Genomic DNA, 16306 nt, shown 5'->3' on the forward strand with positions numbered 1-16306 from the left:
CCCTTCCTTGGCGGGCTCGCCTAACCAAACAAAAAGTGCACACCAACAAAGGAGTTCGTTGTGAAAATCATGAAACAGAAACTGGGAGCCATATCAGTGCTGGCCGCCGCCACACTGTTACTGGGTGCCTGTTCGGGAACCGGTGGCCGTCCGGTCGAGAGCGGCGCTTCAGGAGGCGGGCAAGTGGCCTCCACGGAACGTATCAAAGTTGCTTTCATTACCCATGCCGGTCCAGGTGACACGTTCTGGGACGTCGTCCGGAAAGGTGCAGAGGAAGCCGCTGCAAAGGACAATGTGGAGCTGCTTTACACCGCCGATCCGGAAGGTGGCAAGCAGGCCCAACTCGTCCAGCAGGCCATCGACCAGAAAGTTGCCGGCATAGCCGTAACGCTCGCGAAGCCCGATGCTTTGCGCGACGTCCTCAAGAAAGCCCAGGAAGCAGGCATCCCCGTGGTCAGCATCAACTCCGGGGCGGATGTTTTCGCCGAGGTCGGCGCTTTTACACACTTCGGTTCCGACGAGAAGCAGGCAGGACGCGCTGTTGGGGAACGTCTCGCCGCCGAGGGGATCCAGCACCCGGTCTGCATGGTCCACGAGCAAGGCAACGTGGGCTTGGAAGACCGATGTGCCGGTATCAAGGAGAAGCTCCCCGCCACCGAGAACCTCTATGTGCAGGGAACGGACATGACCCAGGTGGAATCCACCCTCACGGCGAAAATCCAGGCAACCTCGAGCGCCGACGTCGTCGTCGCCCTTGGCGCACCCTTCACCGTGACCTCCATGCGTGTGGTTGAATCCACCGGCAACAAAGTCAAAGTTGCCTCAGTGGATATCAGCGCCGACCTCGCCCAGGCCATTCTTGATGACAAGCTTCTCTTCGGAGTAGACCAGCAGCCATGGCTTCAGGGCTACGGTGCTGTGGATGCCCTCTGGCAGAACAAACGCGGCGGCTTTAAGATCGGCGGCGGCGCTGCGGTCCTGACAGGACCGAGCATCATTGACAAGACCAACGCCAAGGACGTCATCGCCTTCGGCAAAGAAGGCATCCGCTAAATCCCCCAGCGGTTCCGGGCGATGATCATCGCCCGGAACTGCTCCTTTGTGTGACAGTCGTCCGGCAGCAGTGATTCGCTGGCCCGTCGGCGACGAATCTTGACCATGCGATTTCAAAGTTCAATCTTCGGGTCTGGCGGCGAGGATCCGATCAGCCCTGAGCTGCAGGATGCCGAGCGACTCCTGGATCAGGGGGGATGCGATGCTGCCCCTGCGCACCGCAGCGACAATTCGGCGCGCAGGCTTCCCCTTGCCAGTAATGCGCAGTCGAACCACGTTTTCGGCACCACGCAGGGGTGCCAATCGCGGCAGCAGGCCCACCCCCAGCCCTGCACCAACGAAGGCGATCTGGGTTTCCCATTCAACGGCCTCATGGGCAATCCGCGGCGTCACCCCGACGGCCGTGAACGCCGCGGTGAACAGGGAATGGTAGGTGGAACCGGCGGCCTCGGTGATCCAGGGTTCCGACGCCAACTCTTCGAGCGTCACCGATTCCCGCGATGCCAACGGATGGTCGGAGGGGATGATCACGTCAAGCGGATCGTCGAGCAGAACGGTCTGCTCGAAGCGCGGATCGTCCTCAACATAGGTGTCGGACTGCATGGCGACGATGACCGCGAGGTCGATTCGCTCGGCAACCAACAAGTCGAAGCAGCGGGCCGGATTTGCCTCGAGTACCTGCACCTCCAGCAGGGGGCGCGTTGAGCGCAGGGTGGCCGCCAGTGGCGCGAGCAACTGGGCGGCCGCCGTGGAGAATCCACCAAGACCGAAACGGGACTGCACCTGGTCGCCGGCCTCCATCGCAGCAGCGCGCAGGCTCTCCCATTCGGCAATGAGGGTGTCCGAGCCCTCCACGAGAAAGCGGCCCGTGGTGGTCAGCCGCACACCCCTGCCGTCCTTCGTCAGCAGCTGCAATCCAAGCACGCGCTGTAGCTCCCGCAATTGCGCTGAGACGGCGGAAGGAGAATAACCTGTGAGCTCCGCGGTTGCGCCTATGGTGCCGGATCGGGCAAACACCCGGAGTGTGATGAGCCTTGGATCGATCATGCAACTATTGTGCACGGTTATCAGCCAAATGTTGCGCTTTTGCTGCAGATCGATCGGCCCTAATCTCGTGAATACAAGGTTTTCGACAACGCCGCTTGCACCGACGCAAGCCGTGGTCGCAACGCATCGCCCGCTTATCCACGCCTCCCGGGAGGAAACACATGTCTGCTCCAGTCTTGCCCCTCAATTCACGCGGAAAACTCGCCTCATCATTGCCTGCCGAGCAGCTGGCGGAAATCAACGAGTTGTTCGATTTCCGGCGCGTGGGATATTCCCTCGATGCCCCCTTCTACACCGACCCGACGATTTTCAACATCGACATGCAGGCCATTTTTGGCCAGCACTGGATCTTTGCCGGCAGCATCGCCGAACTCCCGGAGCCGGGCGACTACATCACCGTCGACTACGGGCCCTACTCCCTGATCGTGCTGCGCAAGGACGACGGCGGCGTGAACGTCCTGCACAACGTGTGCCGCCACCGCGGCGCCCGCGTCCTGACTGAGCCCGCGGGGTCAACGGGAAACCTGGTCTGCGGCTACCACTCCTGGACCTACTCCCCCGAAGGCAATCTGATCCATGCCTCGGCGCCTGGGGAGACCAAGTTCGACAAGGGCTGCTTCGGCCTCAAGCGCGCCCACAGCCGCGTGGTGGCCGGACTCATCTTCGTCTGTATTGCGGACGAACCGCCGGCGGATTTTGACGAAACCTCTAAGATTTTCGAGCCTTACCTCGCACCCCACGATCTGTCGAAGACGAAAATCGCCTATCAGCAGAACATCGTCGAGGAGGGCAACTGGAAGCTCGTCATGGAGAACAACCGTGAGTGCTACCACTGCGACGGCCACCCGGAGCTCGCCTGCTCCCTCTTTCCCACCTGGGGCCTGACGGAGGGCCTGATCCCGGCCCACCTTGAAGAAGTATGGGACCGCAACAAGCAAGCACAGTCCTCGCTCGAGGAACGTTGCCGCCGCTATGGCCTTCCCTACGAGGTCGTCGAGGAGCTCGACACACGCATCGCGGGTATCCGCATCTCACGGGAATCACTCGACGGAGAAGGCGAATCGTTCTCGCCCGATGGGCGCCGGCTCTCCAAAAAGCTGCTCGGCGACTTGCCGGATTTCCGCCTTGGCCGCTGCTCGATGCACCTGCAGCCCAACAGCTGGTTCCATTTCCAAGGGGACCACGTCATCACCTTCGCCGTCTTCCCCGTTAACGAACACCAGACGCTGGTACGCACCACCTGGCTGGTGGCAGACGACGCCGAGGAAGGCGTCGACTACGATCTGGAGAAACTCACCTACACCTGGAAGCAGACAAATCTGCAGGACAAGGCGTTCGTGGAGCTGTGCCAGAAGGGCGCCGGCAGCCCCGCCTACGAGCCCGGCCCGTACATGAAGAGCGAATACCAGGTTGAGGCGTTCATCAACTGGTACGTGCAGCGTGTCCAGGAGCACCTGGCATGACGGAACTCCTCACTGAGACGGTAGTCCACGAACCACATCGCATCCGCGGTCTTGAGATGCCGTGGAACAGGGTCATGGGCAGCACCGAGGGACCAGCCAGTGCGGCCCGTGCCCTGGGTCCCTGGCATCCGCAGGAGTTCATGGCCGAATGCGTCGAGGTTGTTCCCGAAGTGGGCGGCATGATGACCTTCGTGTTCCGCCGCTCCGACGGTGCGCCCCTGGCGTTCCGTGCTGGCCAGTACGTCAATGTTGCCTTCCCCGTGAATGGCGAGGACCAGGATCCGGCGGACCGCAGCTACTCGCTGTCCAGCGCACCCACCAAGCCGTGGACCTTCGACATCACGGTCAAACGCGATGCCACGGGTCTGGTCTCACCATGGGTGCACGAGAACATCAAACCCGGCACCGTCCTTGAGATGCTCGGACCGGTGGGGGCATTCCACCTGCCCGATGCAGACCGGCGGGCACGGTACCTCCTGCTGGCCGCCGGAGCAGGCATCACCCCCATCATGTCCATGGTGCGGACCATCCACTCCCTTCCCGGACAGGCCGATGTGGTGGTGCTTTACCACGGAGCTGCGGCCGAAGACTTTGCCTTCAACAAGGAGCTCGCCTACATCGCCTCCGTGGACTCGCGCATCAAGGTCTTCTACTCCCTGGGCGACCGCGGCAAACCCGAGGACTGGGAAGGGCTCAGCGGAAGGCTGACGGCCGCCATGCTCGACCACGTGGCCCCCGATGCCAACGGCCGCCAGGTCTATGCCTGCGGCCCCGAGGGCTACCTGAACACTGCCACTGAGCTCCTCGGGAAGGTGGGCGTCGACGACACGTCCATCCACATGGAGTTCTTTACGGGAGATCGCCAGACGATCCTTGAATACCAGGCGGAGCTCGCGCTGGCGGCCGACATTGCAGAGGAAATCGCGGAGGAAATCGCCGATTCCGCCGAGGAGTACTACGAAAGCCAGCCCACGGCGTTTGGACTCTACGAGCCAGGGTACGACGCCGAGGGAACCCTGAAGGCCACGGGTCTGCCGCTGGAAACAGCCGATCCGGCCGTATCAGAAGCTTCCGACGCTGGTTCGGACGTTGAGCAGGAGGCTGTTACTCCTGACGCTTCGAGCTTCGACACGGTCGGAACGGGAAGCCTCACCCTGTCATTCCTGCGGACCGGCATCAATGTGCGTGTCGACCCTGCCGAACACATCCTCGGGGTGGCCCAGCGTGCGGGCGTGAGGATCGGAGCGAACTGCAAGGAAGGCATGTGCGGCTCTTGCAAGGTCGTCAAGCTTTCCGGGGAGGTCGAGATGAACCACCAGGGCGGGATCCGGGCACGGGAGATCGATGCAGGCAAGTTCCTGCCCTGCTGCTCCACCGCGCTGACTGATTTGGTGATCGATGCCTAGCCGTTTCCAGCTGCGCTAGGGCCGGTCAGACCTGCCAGCGCCACCAGCGTGACTGCTCCGGTTCCGGCGTCGGTTCCGACGCCGGTTCCGGCTCCTCGCCCAAGGCCAGCGCGGCCTCGACGATGTCGTCCGCTGTGAGCGTCATGACGGCCTCACGATCGAGCGCGTCGAGACTTTGTTCCTCGTCGAGCGACAGCCGCAGCGCCTGGCGGTTGAGCGCCTGCTCGAACAGCGTGCGGGCGAACCGTGCGTTGCCGGACTCCTCGCCCGCGTGAAGCCCTTTGAAAATGCGGCGCAGCATCTGGTCGGCACCCGGCTCCAGTGTGTACTCGTGCTGGGCCAGCATCTGATGAAAGATCGTCTGGAGTGCGTCGACGGAGTAGTCGGGGAACGTGATCTCACGGGCGAACCGGGAGCGCAGTCCGGGGTTCGAGAGCAAGAAGGACTCCATCAGCCGCGGGTACCCGGCCACGATCACTACCAGGCGGTGGCGGTGGTCCTCCATCCGCTTGAGCAGGACCTCGATCGCCTCGGGGCCAAAGTCCATCCGGCCGTCCTCGGGGGCCAGCGCGTAGGCCTCGTCGATGAACAGGACGCCGTCCAGCGCACGCCGGATCACCCGGTCCGTCTTGATGGCGGTCGCGCCGACGTATTGCCCCACCAGGCCCGAACGGTCAACCTCCACCAGGTGGCCTTTCTGCAACAGTCCGACCGCGCGGTACATCTCGGCCAGGAGCCGCGCCACGGTGGTCTTCCCCGTGCCCGGGTTTCCGAGGAACACCAGATGCTGTGATGTGGCCACCTCCGGCAGGCCGTGCGTCTTACGGCGGGCCTGGACCTGGAGCAGTGCGACGAGGGCCCGCACCTGCTCCTTTACGGTCTCCAGTCCGACCAGCGCGTCGAGCTCGGCCTGCACCTCGGACAGCGGTCGCGCCGGCCCGGGCCTCGCACCAAGGAGATCGCCCACCAGGTCGTCGACGCGCTCTGAACCGGGCAGCTTGAGCTGATCGGCCAGATGGCCGATGGTTTCGCGCAGGTCGTCGAGCGGATGGCGGCTGGGAGCCATGCATCCACTTTAGTACTCGATCCCACCGGAAAGGCATCCCTCCGCCGTACGCCGGCGAAGGGATGCCTGAGCAGGGTGACTACGCCCCGCCGTCGTGCCTAGTTCCGAAAGGTAACCCCGCTATGACCCCGGACCTTTCCCTGACGTGGCACCCTGGACCGCCAGTTCATCGGGAGCCTCACCGCCCATGTCCGGAGAGGAGTGCGCCGCCATGGCGTGAGCGGGGGGCGAAACGAGTCCGGTGGCAGCAGGGGATCCCGTTGAGGCTGAGCCCTCCGAAGGGTCCACGGAGGCAGGCGCCGCATGCGCGGCCAGCACACCGGTCTGGTGCCTGATCTTCAACCGGTAGAGGAGCGCCCCGCCGCCGGTGACGGCGCCGACAAACAGGACACCGCCCCACTGCAGGTACCACTCAAACGGGGGCACCGAGTTGTAGATTTCCGGGCGGGGCCAGATCAGGTTCACGGTCATGGCGCCGCCCCACAGCACCGCCATAATGTTCACGGGCAGCCCCCACTTGCCCAGGCTGAAGCCGGGCTCGGTGTCGTCGTCCGCGAGCGGCCACTTCTTCTGGAACCGCTTGCGGAGCAGCGGAACGGTGACCAGCAGGTAGGACAGGTAGATCAGGACGATACTGATGCTCGAAAGAATGGTGAAGATGGCCGGCTGGGAGACGTTGACGATCAATGGAATGATGGCAATGATTCCGATAACGATGGCCGCCACCGTTGGCGTCTTCCGCTCCGGATGGACCTTGCTGAGCTGGCGGCTAAAGGGCAGGTTGTTGTCCCGGGCCATGGCAAACATCATGCGGATGGCAGCGGCGTGAACGGCCAGGGTACAGACGGTCACGGCCACGACGATGCACACCAGGAACGCCTTGCCGAAGGGGCCTCCCAACACGGAGAGCACGATGTACTGCAAGCCGCCGTCGGCAGCGCCCAGCTTGGGGTCGTTGAGGTCGGGTGCGGCCAGGAGTCCGCCAAGGAGAATCAGGCCGCCGAGGATGAAGGACGCCGTGATTGCACGAAGGATGGCCTTGGGGGCTGTCTTTTTCGGGTCCTTCGTCTCCTCGCCGAGGGAACTGGCGGTGTCAAAGCCATACATCACGTAACCCGAGGCCATGGCGCCGATGAGGAACACCCCGAAGAAGCCAAGGTCGTGGTCCATGCCGTAGCCTGCGGTGCTGAAAAGGACTTCCGGCCCCCGCACCACATGCCAGGCAAGGGCCAGGATGAGGAGCACGGCCGCAGCGAGCTCCACGAAAACGCCGATGCTGTTAATTTTGGTCATCAGCTTCACGCCGAAGGCGTTAATGATGGTGGAAATGGAGATCATGATGCTGGCGAGCAGCACGCCGTTGAGGGCGAAATCGTAGGTGCCGGTGCCGTCGCCGATGATCTGGAAACCGGACCAGATCTGGGGCAGGGTGAGCTGCAGTGCAAGAGCCACGGCTCCGAGCGCCACGATCGAGGAGATGAGCAGCAGCCATCCGGCCAGCCAGGCGAACGTCCCTGACGAGAGCCGCTTCGCCCAGTTGTACACCGAACCCGCCACAGGGTAGCGGCCGGCCAGCTCAGCGAAGCAGAGCGCCACCATCAGCTGGCCGGCGAAAACGAGGGGCCAAGACCACGCGTAGGCAGGGCCGGCCATGGAAAAACCAAAGTAGAAGAGTTGGAATACGCCGGTGAGGATGGAGATGTAACTGACGCCTGCCGCGAAGCTGGCGAACTTGCCGATGCTGCGGTCCAGGGTCTGGGCATAGCCGAATTCGTCCATGCCGCTTGCGTCTGCACGCTTTGTGGGTTCTAACATCTGAGCTCCTAAGTGAGAAAAGCACGATGGTGATGACCCGCGGCCGCCATTGGACGCGGGTTTATATCAGGGCCGGGCACCGCGCTGGGCAGCGCCCGGCCGTTCCCCCAATAGCCGTTGCCTATTCGGCCGGAACCGCCCCCGTTCCGTCCGGAGACGAGCCGAACCAGCCGCTGGGTGCCGGCTGGATGTTCTGCCAGATATGTTTTGCCTCGCGGTATTCGTTGAGGCCCGCGCTGCCAAGTTCACGGCCAATGCCGGACTTGCCGAAACCGCCCCACTCCGCCTGCGGGACGTACGGGTGGTAGTCATTGATCCACACTGTTCCGTGCCGGAGGGCCCCCGCAACGCGCTGCGCTTTCGACGCGTCAGATGTCCAGACCGCCCCCGCCAGGCCATACTCCGTGTCGTTGGCTATGGCAACGGCCTCGGCTTCGGTACGGAACGTCTCCACCGTTAGCACCGGGCCGAATGACTCCTCCCGCAGCACGCTCATACCCGAGCGGCAGTTACCGAGCACGGTGGGCGGGTAGAAGAATCCGTCCGCGAGCGTCCCGTCGTCGGGGAGGTAGCCGCCGCACAGGAGCTCGGCGCCCTCCGCGATTCCGGCCTGGACGTAGGCGTGAACCTGTTCGCGGTGCTTGGCGGAAATCAGCGGGCCCGTTTCTGCGTCGGGATCAAACGGCCCGCCCATCCGGATCCTTTTCGCCCGTTCCACCACCTCGGCAACGAAGCGCTCCGCAATTGTCTCCTCGACGACGAGCCTCGCCCCGGCCGAGCAGACCTGGCCGGAGTGCAGGAAAACAGCTGTCAGGGCATTGTCGACGGCGGCGTCCCAGTCGGCGTCCGCGAAGACGACGTTGGGGTTCTTTCCGCCGAGCTCGAAGGCGACGCGCTTCACAGTCTCCGCGGCGGCCGCCATGATCGTCTGGCCCGTGGCCAGGCTTCCGGTCAGGGAGACGAGATCCACACGCGGGTCGGAACTCAAGGGAGGACCTACCCTCGATCCGCTTCCCGTGACCAGGTTTGCGACGCCGGCGGGAACCCCGGCCTCTGCCAGCGTTTCCATAAGCAGGATGGAAGTCGACGGCGTGAGCTCGCTGGGCTTGAGCACAAAGGAGTTTCCGGCGACGAGTGCCGGTGCCACTTTCCAGGCCGCCTGGAGGAGCGGGTAGTTCCATGGTGCGATGAGGGAACAGACGCCAAGCGGTTCGTAGACCACGCGGCTGATGGCATTCGGCCGGCCCGTATCGATGACCCTGCCCGCATCGAGGCCTGCTATCTTGCCGTAGTAGCGGAAGCATGCGGCAATGTCGTCAATATCGTATTCGGCCTCGACAAGGCGCTTGCCTGTGTCCAGCGCCTCGGCGCGGGCATACGCCGCCTTGTCCCGCTCAAGCAGCCCGGCGATGCGAAGCAGGACTTCGCCGCGTTCGATGTCCGTCAGCCGGCGCCACGCACCGCCGTCGAACGTTGCCCGGGCACTGGCGATTGCCCGCTCCGCGTCCTCGACGGTGGACGAGGCGACAACTGCAACCTCGCGGCCGTCCGCAGGGCAGCGCACAACTGTTGTCCCGCCGTCGGATGCCTGGTGCCAGGCGCCGTCAATGTACAGGCCCTTGACGGCATCCTGCGTCTTCCCCGTGTCGTGGGTTTGTTCAACTGTGGCGGTCATTGTTTCTCCTTCTCCGGTCCATTGATCATGCCTGGGCCCTAGCCGCGGGGGCAGGTGCAGTACCGGCACTGTTACGCTCTGTGCCGTCCTTTTCAAGGGGAGAGATCCCGTGGCGGTAGAACTCGGCATGCTGGGCGGCCAGCGGCGCCTTCCCCGAGATCAGATCGGCGGCCTTCTCGGCGAGCATCATAACGGGGGCGTAGATGTTGCCGTTGGTCACGTACGGCATGGCCGAGGCATCCACAACGCGGAGGCCCTGGGTTCCATGGACTGACATGTCAAGCGGGTTCACCACCGCCATCGGATCGGAATCCGGGCCCATCTTGGCGGTGCAGGAAGGATGCAGGGCCGTTTCGGCGTCCCGGGCCACCCAGTCCAGGATTTCGGCGTCAGTCCGGACGCTTTGCCCGGGTGAGAGCTCCCCGCCACTGAAGGGCATCATGGCGGACTGGCCCAGGATATCGCGGGCCACGTGGATGGCCTCCACCCATTCGCGCCGGTCCTGCTCAGTGGAGAGGTAGTTGAAGAGCATGGACGGATGGACGGTGGGGTCGGTGGACTTGATCTTCAGGGTGCCGCGGGCATCGGAGTACATGGGGCCGATGTGCACCTGGTAGCCGTGCTTTGCGTCCGCCTTCTGGCCGTCGTAGCGCACAGCCACGGGCAGGAAGTGGAACATCAGGTTGGGGTACGCAACGTCCTCGTTGGAGCGGACGAACCCGCCGCCTTCGAAGTGGTTCGTAGCCGCTGGGCCCTTGCGTCCCAGCAGCCACTGCAAGCCGATGAGGGGGTAACGCCAGAGGTCCAGGTTCGGCTGCATCGACACCGGCTGGGTGCAGGCGTGCTGGATGTAGACCTCAAGGTGGTCCTGCAGGTTCTCCCCCACGCCGGGTAGGTTGACGACAGGCTTGATACCCAGGGAGTCCAGGTGTGCGGCTTCGCCCACGCCGGAGAGCTGCAGCAGCTGCGGGGTGTTGATGGCGCCGCCTGACAGGATGACCTCGCCGGCATTGACCAGATGGGTCTGTCCGTTGCGGCGGTAGGTGACGCCGGTGGCCATGGTGCCCTTGAAGTTGACCTTGGTGACCATCGCCCGGGTCAGGACCGTCAGGTTGGGACGGCTGGTGTTAGGGCGGATGTGGGCCCTTGAAGCTGAGAGGCGCTGGCCCTTGTGGACGTTGCGGTCAAAGGCCGCAAAGCCCTCCTGGCGGTAGCCATTGACGTCGTCCGTCAGGGGGTAGCCGGCTTCCTGGGCGGCCTTGAAGAACGCCTGGAAGAGCGGGTTGGTGGCCGGTCCGCGCTCCAAGACCAGCGGGCCGTCGTGTCCGCGCAGTTCGTCGTCCGGGTCCGCTGCCAAGGCGTTTTCCATCTTATTGAAGTAGGGCAGGCAGTGGGCGAAGTCCCACGTTTCCATTCCAGAGTCGGCGCCCCAGCGCTCGTAGTCCAGGGGATTGCCGCGCTGGAAGATCATGCCGTTGATGGAGCTTGAGCCGCCCAGGACCTTGCCGCGGGCATGGGCCACGCGGCGGCCGCCCATGAAGGGCTCCGGGTCCGATTCGTACCGCCAGTCATAGAGCGGATTGCCGCTGGGAAACGTCAGCGCGGCGGGCATCTGGATGAAAAGGTCCCAGGGGTAGTCGCTGCGTCCGGCTTCGAGGACGAGGACGCTGCTCTGGCCTCCTTCGCTCAGCCGGTTGGCGAGAACGGAACCCGCGCTTCCGCCGCCGACGATGACGTAGTCGTAGTGGGTTTTTGTCATGCTGGAAACTCTCCTTCTAGCTGTATGCAGAACTTGCCGCTGGAGCTGGTGGTCCTTCGTGCGGGGGCTGGCGATAGATCGCCATGCCCCGGAAAAGCCTTGTAGATCCCTGAGTTATTGGATACGCACCGCTACGGGCAATAGGCCGATAACGACCTGAATGCGGCGGTGTGGTGTAGGTCATATCCATGCACAGTAGTGCACCTTGAACAAGTGTTCAATAGTTCGACTGAACAAATGTTCAAGATTTAACGACGACGAAACAACGGACCGCAAAATGGTTGGGAATACTGCGCCCCGCCATTGAATATGACGAGCGTTGGTCATGAAAAGACCAGGGCAGGGCCTTGCCGCGGCGGACGGTTTCGACGTCCGCGAATGAGTGTTGGAGCGCTAAGCGGCGAGTGCGATCTCTTCGGTGCGGGCGATGCTCCGCCGGATGGATTCCTTGTCAACACCAAGGAGCACTGTTAACCACATCCCGTTTTGCACGACGACGATGTCAGCTGCCCGTTCCCTGCACGCCTCAGTGGAAAGCTCGGGCCTGGCATTTCGGATGAGCGTGGCGAGCCCGTCGAGATAGCGCTCGAACGCTGCCGCATTGATGGATGCAAAGTCTTCATGGGCTTGAGCAAGCGCCCACAGATGGAGACGCAGGGACAGGTACTGGGTGGTCAGGAGGTCCGGGCCAGCGACGCGACGGAGGGCCTTCCGGAGCTGTTCTTCGGGGGGTAACTCCGGGTCAGGCGCGACGAGCATCAGGTCATGCTGGTCAATCCGGTGCAGGGCTGCACGGATAAGGCTCAACTTGTCTTCGTAGTAGTAGTTCACGAGCCCGAGTGCGACGCCGGCTTCACGGGCCACTGCCCGCATATTGACTCCTGCGATGCCGTGGCGTGACAGCAGACCCAGTGCCGCTTCAAGGATGCGCGACTGCCTGTCGACCTGTTCGCCGGACTTCACGGTGTTGGTATCCACTTGGCCAGACTATGGCCAAAGCCGTGGTGGCGCATCTTGCCTCCAGGGCAATGGGGGATGTCATCCCCTCTAAACGGTGAGCCTCCCGAAAACATACCGAATCCGAGCCCGAGCTTCGCCGACGGACGTGGAGGACGTGTGGGGGTCGCCGTCCCGACGTCCATCGGCGAAGTGACGGTGCTGATTAGAGCTTGGTCTGGAAGAAGTCCGTGAGCTTGTTGAAGGGGATAAGGCCGACGCGGTCGTAAAGATCTACGTGGCCCGCTCCGGGGACCCAGAAGAGTTCCTTCGGGCCTGTGGCGAGCCGGTAGGCCTCTTCACTGAACTCCCTCGAATGAGCCTGGTCACCGGCGATGAAAAGCAGCGGCCGCGGCGAGAGGAGGTCCATATCCGCGAACGGGTGGAAGTTCATGAACTTGGGGTTGGTGGCCAGGGTGGGATGCGTGGTGGTGTTGGGGTGGTATCCGCGGGCGGTGCGGTAGAAGTCGTAGAACTCCCGGTCCACTGCTGTAGATTCCGGGGTGAGGACGTCGGGTGTTCCCCCGGTGTACTGGATCGCGCCGCCGGCGAACTCGAGGTCCCGCTGCGCAGCTGCCTGCGCGATGATGTCCTTGCGCTGTTCCAGGGTGACGGATTTGCGCAGTCCGTCGCGGTTGGCGGCGCCCATGTCGTACATGCTCACCGTGGCGATGGCCTTGATCCTGGGATCGAGCTTCGCGGCGCTGAGCACAAAGCTGCCGCTGCCGCAGATCCCGATGGCCCCGACACGTTCCTTATCCACAAACGGCTGTGCCCTCAGGTAATCGACGGCGGCGCTGAAGTCTTCGGCATAGACGTCGGGTAAGACCGCGTTGCCGGGTTTCCCTGCACTCTCTCCCCAGAACGAGAGGTCGAAGGAAAGAGTGACGTATCCCTGCTCGGCCATCTTGGTCGCATAGAGGTTGGCGCTCTGTTCCTTTACAGCGCCCATGGGATGCCCCACCACCAGCGCCGGGCCGGGTGTCCTGCGGTCCAGATTGGTCGGGACAAACAGGTTGCCCACTACCTTCATCTGGAATTGGTTCTTGAACGAGATTTTCCGCACCGTGACGCGGTCGCTGGTGTAGAAGTTGTCTGCCCCATTGGAGGTATCGCCGGGTTCCAGATCCTTGCGGGAAGCGGGAGCGGCGAAAGCCTGATCCGCTCCTGCCAGCCCTGCTGCGCCGGAGAGGCCGACGGCCGCCGCGCCGGCACCTGTTAGCTTAATCAGGTTCCGGCGGGAGAAGCCCGCAACCTGGATCCCGTGAGTCGTGGTGTTGTGTGCGGTGGAGTCCGTGCTCATGTATTCATCCTCGTGTTCGTCGGTTACGTAACTTGATGGACTTCGTCGTCCCTTCGAGCACACCACACCCCCACCACCTGTGGGAGTCCCTCTTGTGAGGGGTACTGTCAGGGCCCCCGGGAACTCTGCTGGACTGCTGTCATGCCCGCTCGGGATCAAATTGCCGGCACGAACGCCTGGTTTCCTCCGGCTTAGGGCTGAGAAGTAAGAGATTCCAGAGTCGCCCTGGCCCCGCCATTGTGGAGATTGTTCAGAGCTTCGGTGTAGGCCCGGACGAACTGCTCGTTGTCGATCAGGTCGCCGAAGACTTGGCGGTTGGAGATGAACGCCAAGGGCTCCTCGCGTTGGCGTGCACCAGCTGCCATCAGCGGTTCTTTTAGCCGGTCGACGATGTCGATGGTGTTTCCTTGCTCATCAATACCTTCGGCGTAACGCGCCCAACTGGCCACTATGGCGGCCGAGCGGTGTATTTCCCCGCCCCGTTCCAGGTTCGTGTGGATGACAGGCAGCAACCATTTGGGGATGCGGTCGGAACTTTCGGCGCACAGTCGGGCGAGGGTGTCCCTGATGTGCTCGTTGGAGAAACGCTCAATGAGAGTTCGCTTGTAGCTGTCGAGGTCTATTCCCGGTACGGGCTCCAATGTGGGGGTTGCTTCCTTGTCCATGTAGTCGAGCAGGAACCGGGCAAACAATGGGTCCTGGGCGGCTTCGTGGGCATAGGTGTGGCCGGCGAGGTGGCCGAAATAGCACATGCCTTGGTGGCTGGCGTTGAGCAGGCGGAGTTTCATCAGCTCGTACGGTTCTACGTCGGTGACAAGTTGGACGCCGGCGTCCTCCAACGCGGGCCGGCCGAGGCTGAAGTGGTCTTCGAGGACCCATTGTTCGAACGGTTCGCAGATAACCGGCCAGGCGTCATCGACACCATATTCCCGTGATGCGGCCAGGCGGTCCTCGCCGGTGGTGGCGGGGGTGATGCGGTCGACCATGCTGTTGGGGAAAGGGACATTCCGCCGTACCCACGCGCCAAGTTCCGGGTCTTTGAGGGCTGCAAAGGCGGTAAACATTTCCAGGGCAACGTTGCCGTTGCCCTGGATGTTGTCGCAGGACATCACGGTGAAGGGGGCCAGTCCGCGCTGCCTTCGGCGGGCGAGGGCTGCAGTGATGAGACCGAAGGTCGTCCGAGGCACGGCTCCTGGTTGAAGGTCGTGGACGACGTCGGGGTTGTCCGCGTCGAATTCTCCGGTGACGTGGTGGAAGTTGTATCCACCTTCGGTGACGGTAAGGGAGACGATACGAATGTTGGGAGAGGCCATCTTCTCAATTACCGCTTCGGGGTTGTCCGGGGCGAAGAGGTAGTTGATGATTGAGCCAATAATTCTGGCCTGTCTGGTCCCGTCGGCACGCTTCACGGTGAGGGTGTAAAGGCAGTCCTGGCTGTCCATGACCTTCTTCATGTGGACGTCGCCGGGCAGGACCCCGACTCCACAGATGGCCCAGTCAAGGGCTTTTCCGGCATTCATGAGCCGGTCCAGGTACATGGCCTGATGCGCGCGGTGGAAGCCGCCGACTCCGAAGTGGACAATTCCCTCTGTCAGTTTTGACCTGTTGTATCTCGGTTGGCTGATCGGGCCCGGAACGCCGGGCAGGGTGTAGTTACTCAGGAGTGGCATGGGTGCCTACGCTTCGAGGAAGGACGATGGGATTGCCAGCGGGCCCAGATCAGCCAGTCCCGGCGGGTCTGCGCCCGGGCGGGAGCAGGTGATGCCAGCAGCTTCGTTTGCATACCGTGCCAAGGCATGAAGCTGGTCCTGGGTAATCCCGTGGAGGCGCTCGCGGGCTGCCGCGCCGAGTGCGTTAAGTTGTACGAGCCCGGAAATCAGCGTGGCCATAAAGGAGTCTCCTGCTCCGACGGTATCTGCCACCGCCACCTTGTCACCTGTGATATCAACCCTGCCGGACTGGCTGAGGAGGACCGGGCCGTCGGCACCGCGGGTCAATGCCACCAGGGCCGGGCCCAGAGCCAGCCATGCGTTCATCGATTCCTCCAGGGTCCTGTCCGGGTAGAGCCAGCGCAGATCCTCATCGCTGGCTTTGACGATGTCGCTGGAGGCGACAAAGCCCTCCGCCTGCTTCCGGGCAATGGCCCTGTCTGGGCTGATTGCAGGCCTGCAGTTGGGGTCGAAGCTGATCGTGGCGTGGTGGCGGGCCTCTTCGATCAGTCCCATAACCGAGGTGCTGCCCGGGGGCAGAATGGTGGCAATGGACCCGGTATGGACGTGCATGGAACTTTTCGCTGCTGCCAGGATGGGGACGGAGGCGCCGTTTATGTCCCAGCTGATGGCGAAGGTATACCTGGCGGCTCCTGTGTCATCCAAAGTCGCCACAGCTGTTGAGGTGGGTTGAGAACCGCCGACGATGGTTTCGACACCGTTGTTCTCCAGGTGCTCGGCGATCAACTGGCCAAAAGCGTCATCGGCGAAGTGCGTGACGATCTGGGTCTGAAGGCCCAGCCGGGCGCAGCCGACGGCAACATTCAGAGGGCTGCCGCCCGGATGGGTCTCGCATGCCGCCTTCCCTCGGCGGGGGTCTTCGATGATGTCGACAAGTGATTCACCGATGACAGTGACCAGGGCTTTACTGTCGGAGAGCTTTGCTTGGTGGTCGTTCCCTTGTGATGACATGGCTGCTTCCTCGCAGGTCGGTGCTTGGATTGGGCTGTTGAT

General features: G+C 63.1%; 12 protein-coding genes. 3 read left to right on the forward strand and 9 right to left on the reverse strand.

Annotation, left to right across the window (positions count from 1 at the left end):
- Positions 1-69 precede the first annotated feature (69 nt).
- Complete coding sequence (locus M1E05_RS12250) at positions 70-1053, forward strand: substrate-binding domain-containing protein (protein ID WP_458114483.1); 984 nt, start codon at positions 70-72, stop codon at positions 1051-1053.
- Between the two features lie 120 nt (positions 1054-1173).
- Here the strand turns inward: M1E05_RS12250 and M1E05_RS12255 are convergent, their stop codons facing one another.
- On the reverse strand, positions 1174-2100 hold the full coding sequence (locus tag M1E05_RS12255; protein WP_458114224.1) for a LysR family transcriptional regulator: 927 nt from the start codon (positions 2098-2100) through the stop codon (positions 1174-1176).
- Between the two features lie 161 nt (positions 2101-2261).
- On the opposite strand from M1E05_RS12255, the gene M1E05_RS12260 reads away from it, so the two are divergent.
- On the forward strand, positions 2262-3563 hold the full coding sequence (locus M1E05_RS12260) for an aromatic ring-hydroxylating oxygenase subunit alpha (protein ID WP_461163096.1): 1302 nt from the start codon (positions 2262-2264) through the stop codon (positions 3561-3563).
- Positions 3560-4969, forward strand: a complete 1410-nt coding sequence (locus M1E05_RS12265; RefSeq protein WP_461163097.1) for a ferredoxin reductase — start codon at positions 3560-3562, stop codon at positions 4967-4969. Before M1E05_RS12260 ends, M1E05_RS12265 begins: the two co-directional genes overlap by 4 nt.
- A gap of 25 nt (positions 4970-4994) precedes the next feature.
- Here the strand turns inward: M1E05_RS12265 and M1E05_RS12270 are convergent, their stop codons facing one another.
- The 8 genes from M1E05_RS12270 to M1E05_RS12305 all read right to left on the reverse strand — a co-directional run bounded on the left by M1E05_RS12270 (position 4995) and on the right by M1E05_RS12305 (position 16264).
- Positions 4995-6035: an AAA family ATPase gene (locus M1E05_RS12270; protein WP_461163098.1), complete on the reverse strand. Its 1041-nt coding sequence runs from the start codon at positions 6033-6035 to the stop codon at positions 4995-4997.
- 120 nt (positions 6036-6155) lie between these two features.
- Complete coding sequence (locus tag M1E05_RS12275) at positions 6156-7850, reverse strand: APC family permease (RefSeq protein ID WP_461163099.1); 1695 nt, start codon at positions 7848-7850, stop codon at positions 6156-6158.
- Positions 7851-7971: 121 nt separating this feature from the next.
- Positions 7972-9525, reverse strand: a complete 1554-nt coding sequence (locus M1E05_RS12280; RefSeq protein ID WP_461163100.1) for an aldehyde dehydrogenase family protein — start codon at positions 9523-9525, stop codon at positions 7972-7974.
- Between the two features lie 25 nt (positions 9526-9550).
- A complete protein-coding gene (gene betA / locus M1E05_RS12285) occupies positions 9551-11284 on the reverse strand; it encodes a choline dehydrogenase (protein WP_461163101.1) in 1734 nt (577 codons plus the stop codon).
- Between the two features lie 393 nt (positions 11285-11677).
- On the reverse strand, positions 11678-12262 hold the full coding sequence (locus tag M1E05_RS12290) for a TetR/AcrR family transcriptional regulator (RefSeq protein WP_458114231.1): 585 nt from the start codon (positions 12260-12262) through the stop codon (positions 11678-11680).
- A gap of 184 nt (positions 12263-12446) precedes the next feature.
- Positions 12447-13583: an alpha/beta hydrolase gene (locus M1E05_RS12295; protein WP_458114233.1), complete on the reverse strand. Its 1137-nt coding sequence runs from the start codon at positions 13581-13583 to the stop codon at positions 12447-12449.
- A gap of 191 nt (positions 13584-13774) precedes the next feature.
- Positions 13775-15253 carry a mannitol dehydrogenase family protein gene (locus tag M1E05_RS12300; RefSeq protein ID WP_461163102.1) on the reverse strand — a complete coding sequence of 493 codons (1479 nt, stop codon included), beginning with the start codon at positions 15251-15253 and terminating at the stop codon, positions 13775-13777.
- 6 nt (positions 15254-15259) lie between these two features.
- Positions 15260-16264, reverse strand: a complete 1005-nt coding sequence (locus tag M1E05_RS12305; protein WP_458114235.1) for a carbohydrate kinase family protein — start codon at positions 16262-16264, stop codon at positions 15260-15262.
- Between the last annotated feature and the right edge of the window lie 42 nt (positions 16265-16306).

The organism is Arthrobacter sp. R4-81, assembly GCF_054792365.1.

Excerpts from the sequence above, each read along its gene's own strand:
- M1E05_RS12250 (WP_458114483.1), top strand. The coding sequence starts at position 70 with ATGAAACAGAAACTGGGAGCCATATCAGTGCTGGCCGCCGCCACACTG.
- M1E05_RS12255 (WP_458114224.1), bottom strand. The coding sequence starts at position 2,100 with ATGATCGATCCAAGGCTCATCACACTCCGGGTGTTTGCCCGATCCGGC.
- M1E05_RS12260 (WP_461163096.1), top strand. The coding sequence starts at position 2,262 with ATGTCTGCTCCAGTCTTGCCCCTCAATTCACGCGGAAAACTCGCCTCA.
- M1E05_RS12265 (WP_461163097.1), top strand. The coding sequence starts at position 3,560 with ATGACGGAACTCCTCACTGAGACGGTAGTCCACGAACCACATCGCATC.
- M1E05_RS12270 (WP_461163098.1), bottom strand. The coding sequence starts at position 6,035 with ATGGCTCCCAGCCGCCATCCGCTCGACGACCTGCGCGAAACCATCGGC.
- M1E05_RS12275 (WP_461163099.1), bottom strand. The coding sequence starts at position 7,850 with ATGTTAGAACCCACAAAGCGTGCAGACGCAAGCGGCATGGACGAATTC.
- M1E05_RS12280 (WP_461163100.1), bottom strand. The coding sequence starts at position 9,525 with ATGACCGCCACAGTTGAACAAACCCACGACACGGGGAAGACGCAGGAT.
- betA (WP_461163101.1), bottom strand. The coding sequence starts at position 11,284 with ATGACAAAAACCCACTACGACTACGTCATCGTCGGCGGCGGAAGCGCG.
- M1E05_RS12295 (WP_458114233.1), bottom strand. The coding sequence starts at position 13,583 with ATGAGCACGGACTCCACCGCACACAACACCACGACTCACGGGATCCAG.
- M1E05_RS12300 (WP_461163102.1), bottom strand. The coding sequence starts at position 15,253 with ATGCCACTCCTGAGTAACTACACCCTGCCCGGCGTTCCGGGCCCGATC.
- M1E05_RS12305 (WP_458114235.1), bottom strand. The coding sequence starts at position 16,264 with ATGTCATCACAAGGGAACGACCACCAAGCAAAGCTCTCCGACAGTAAA.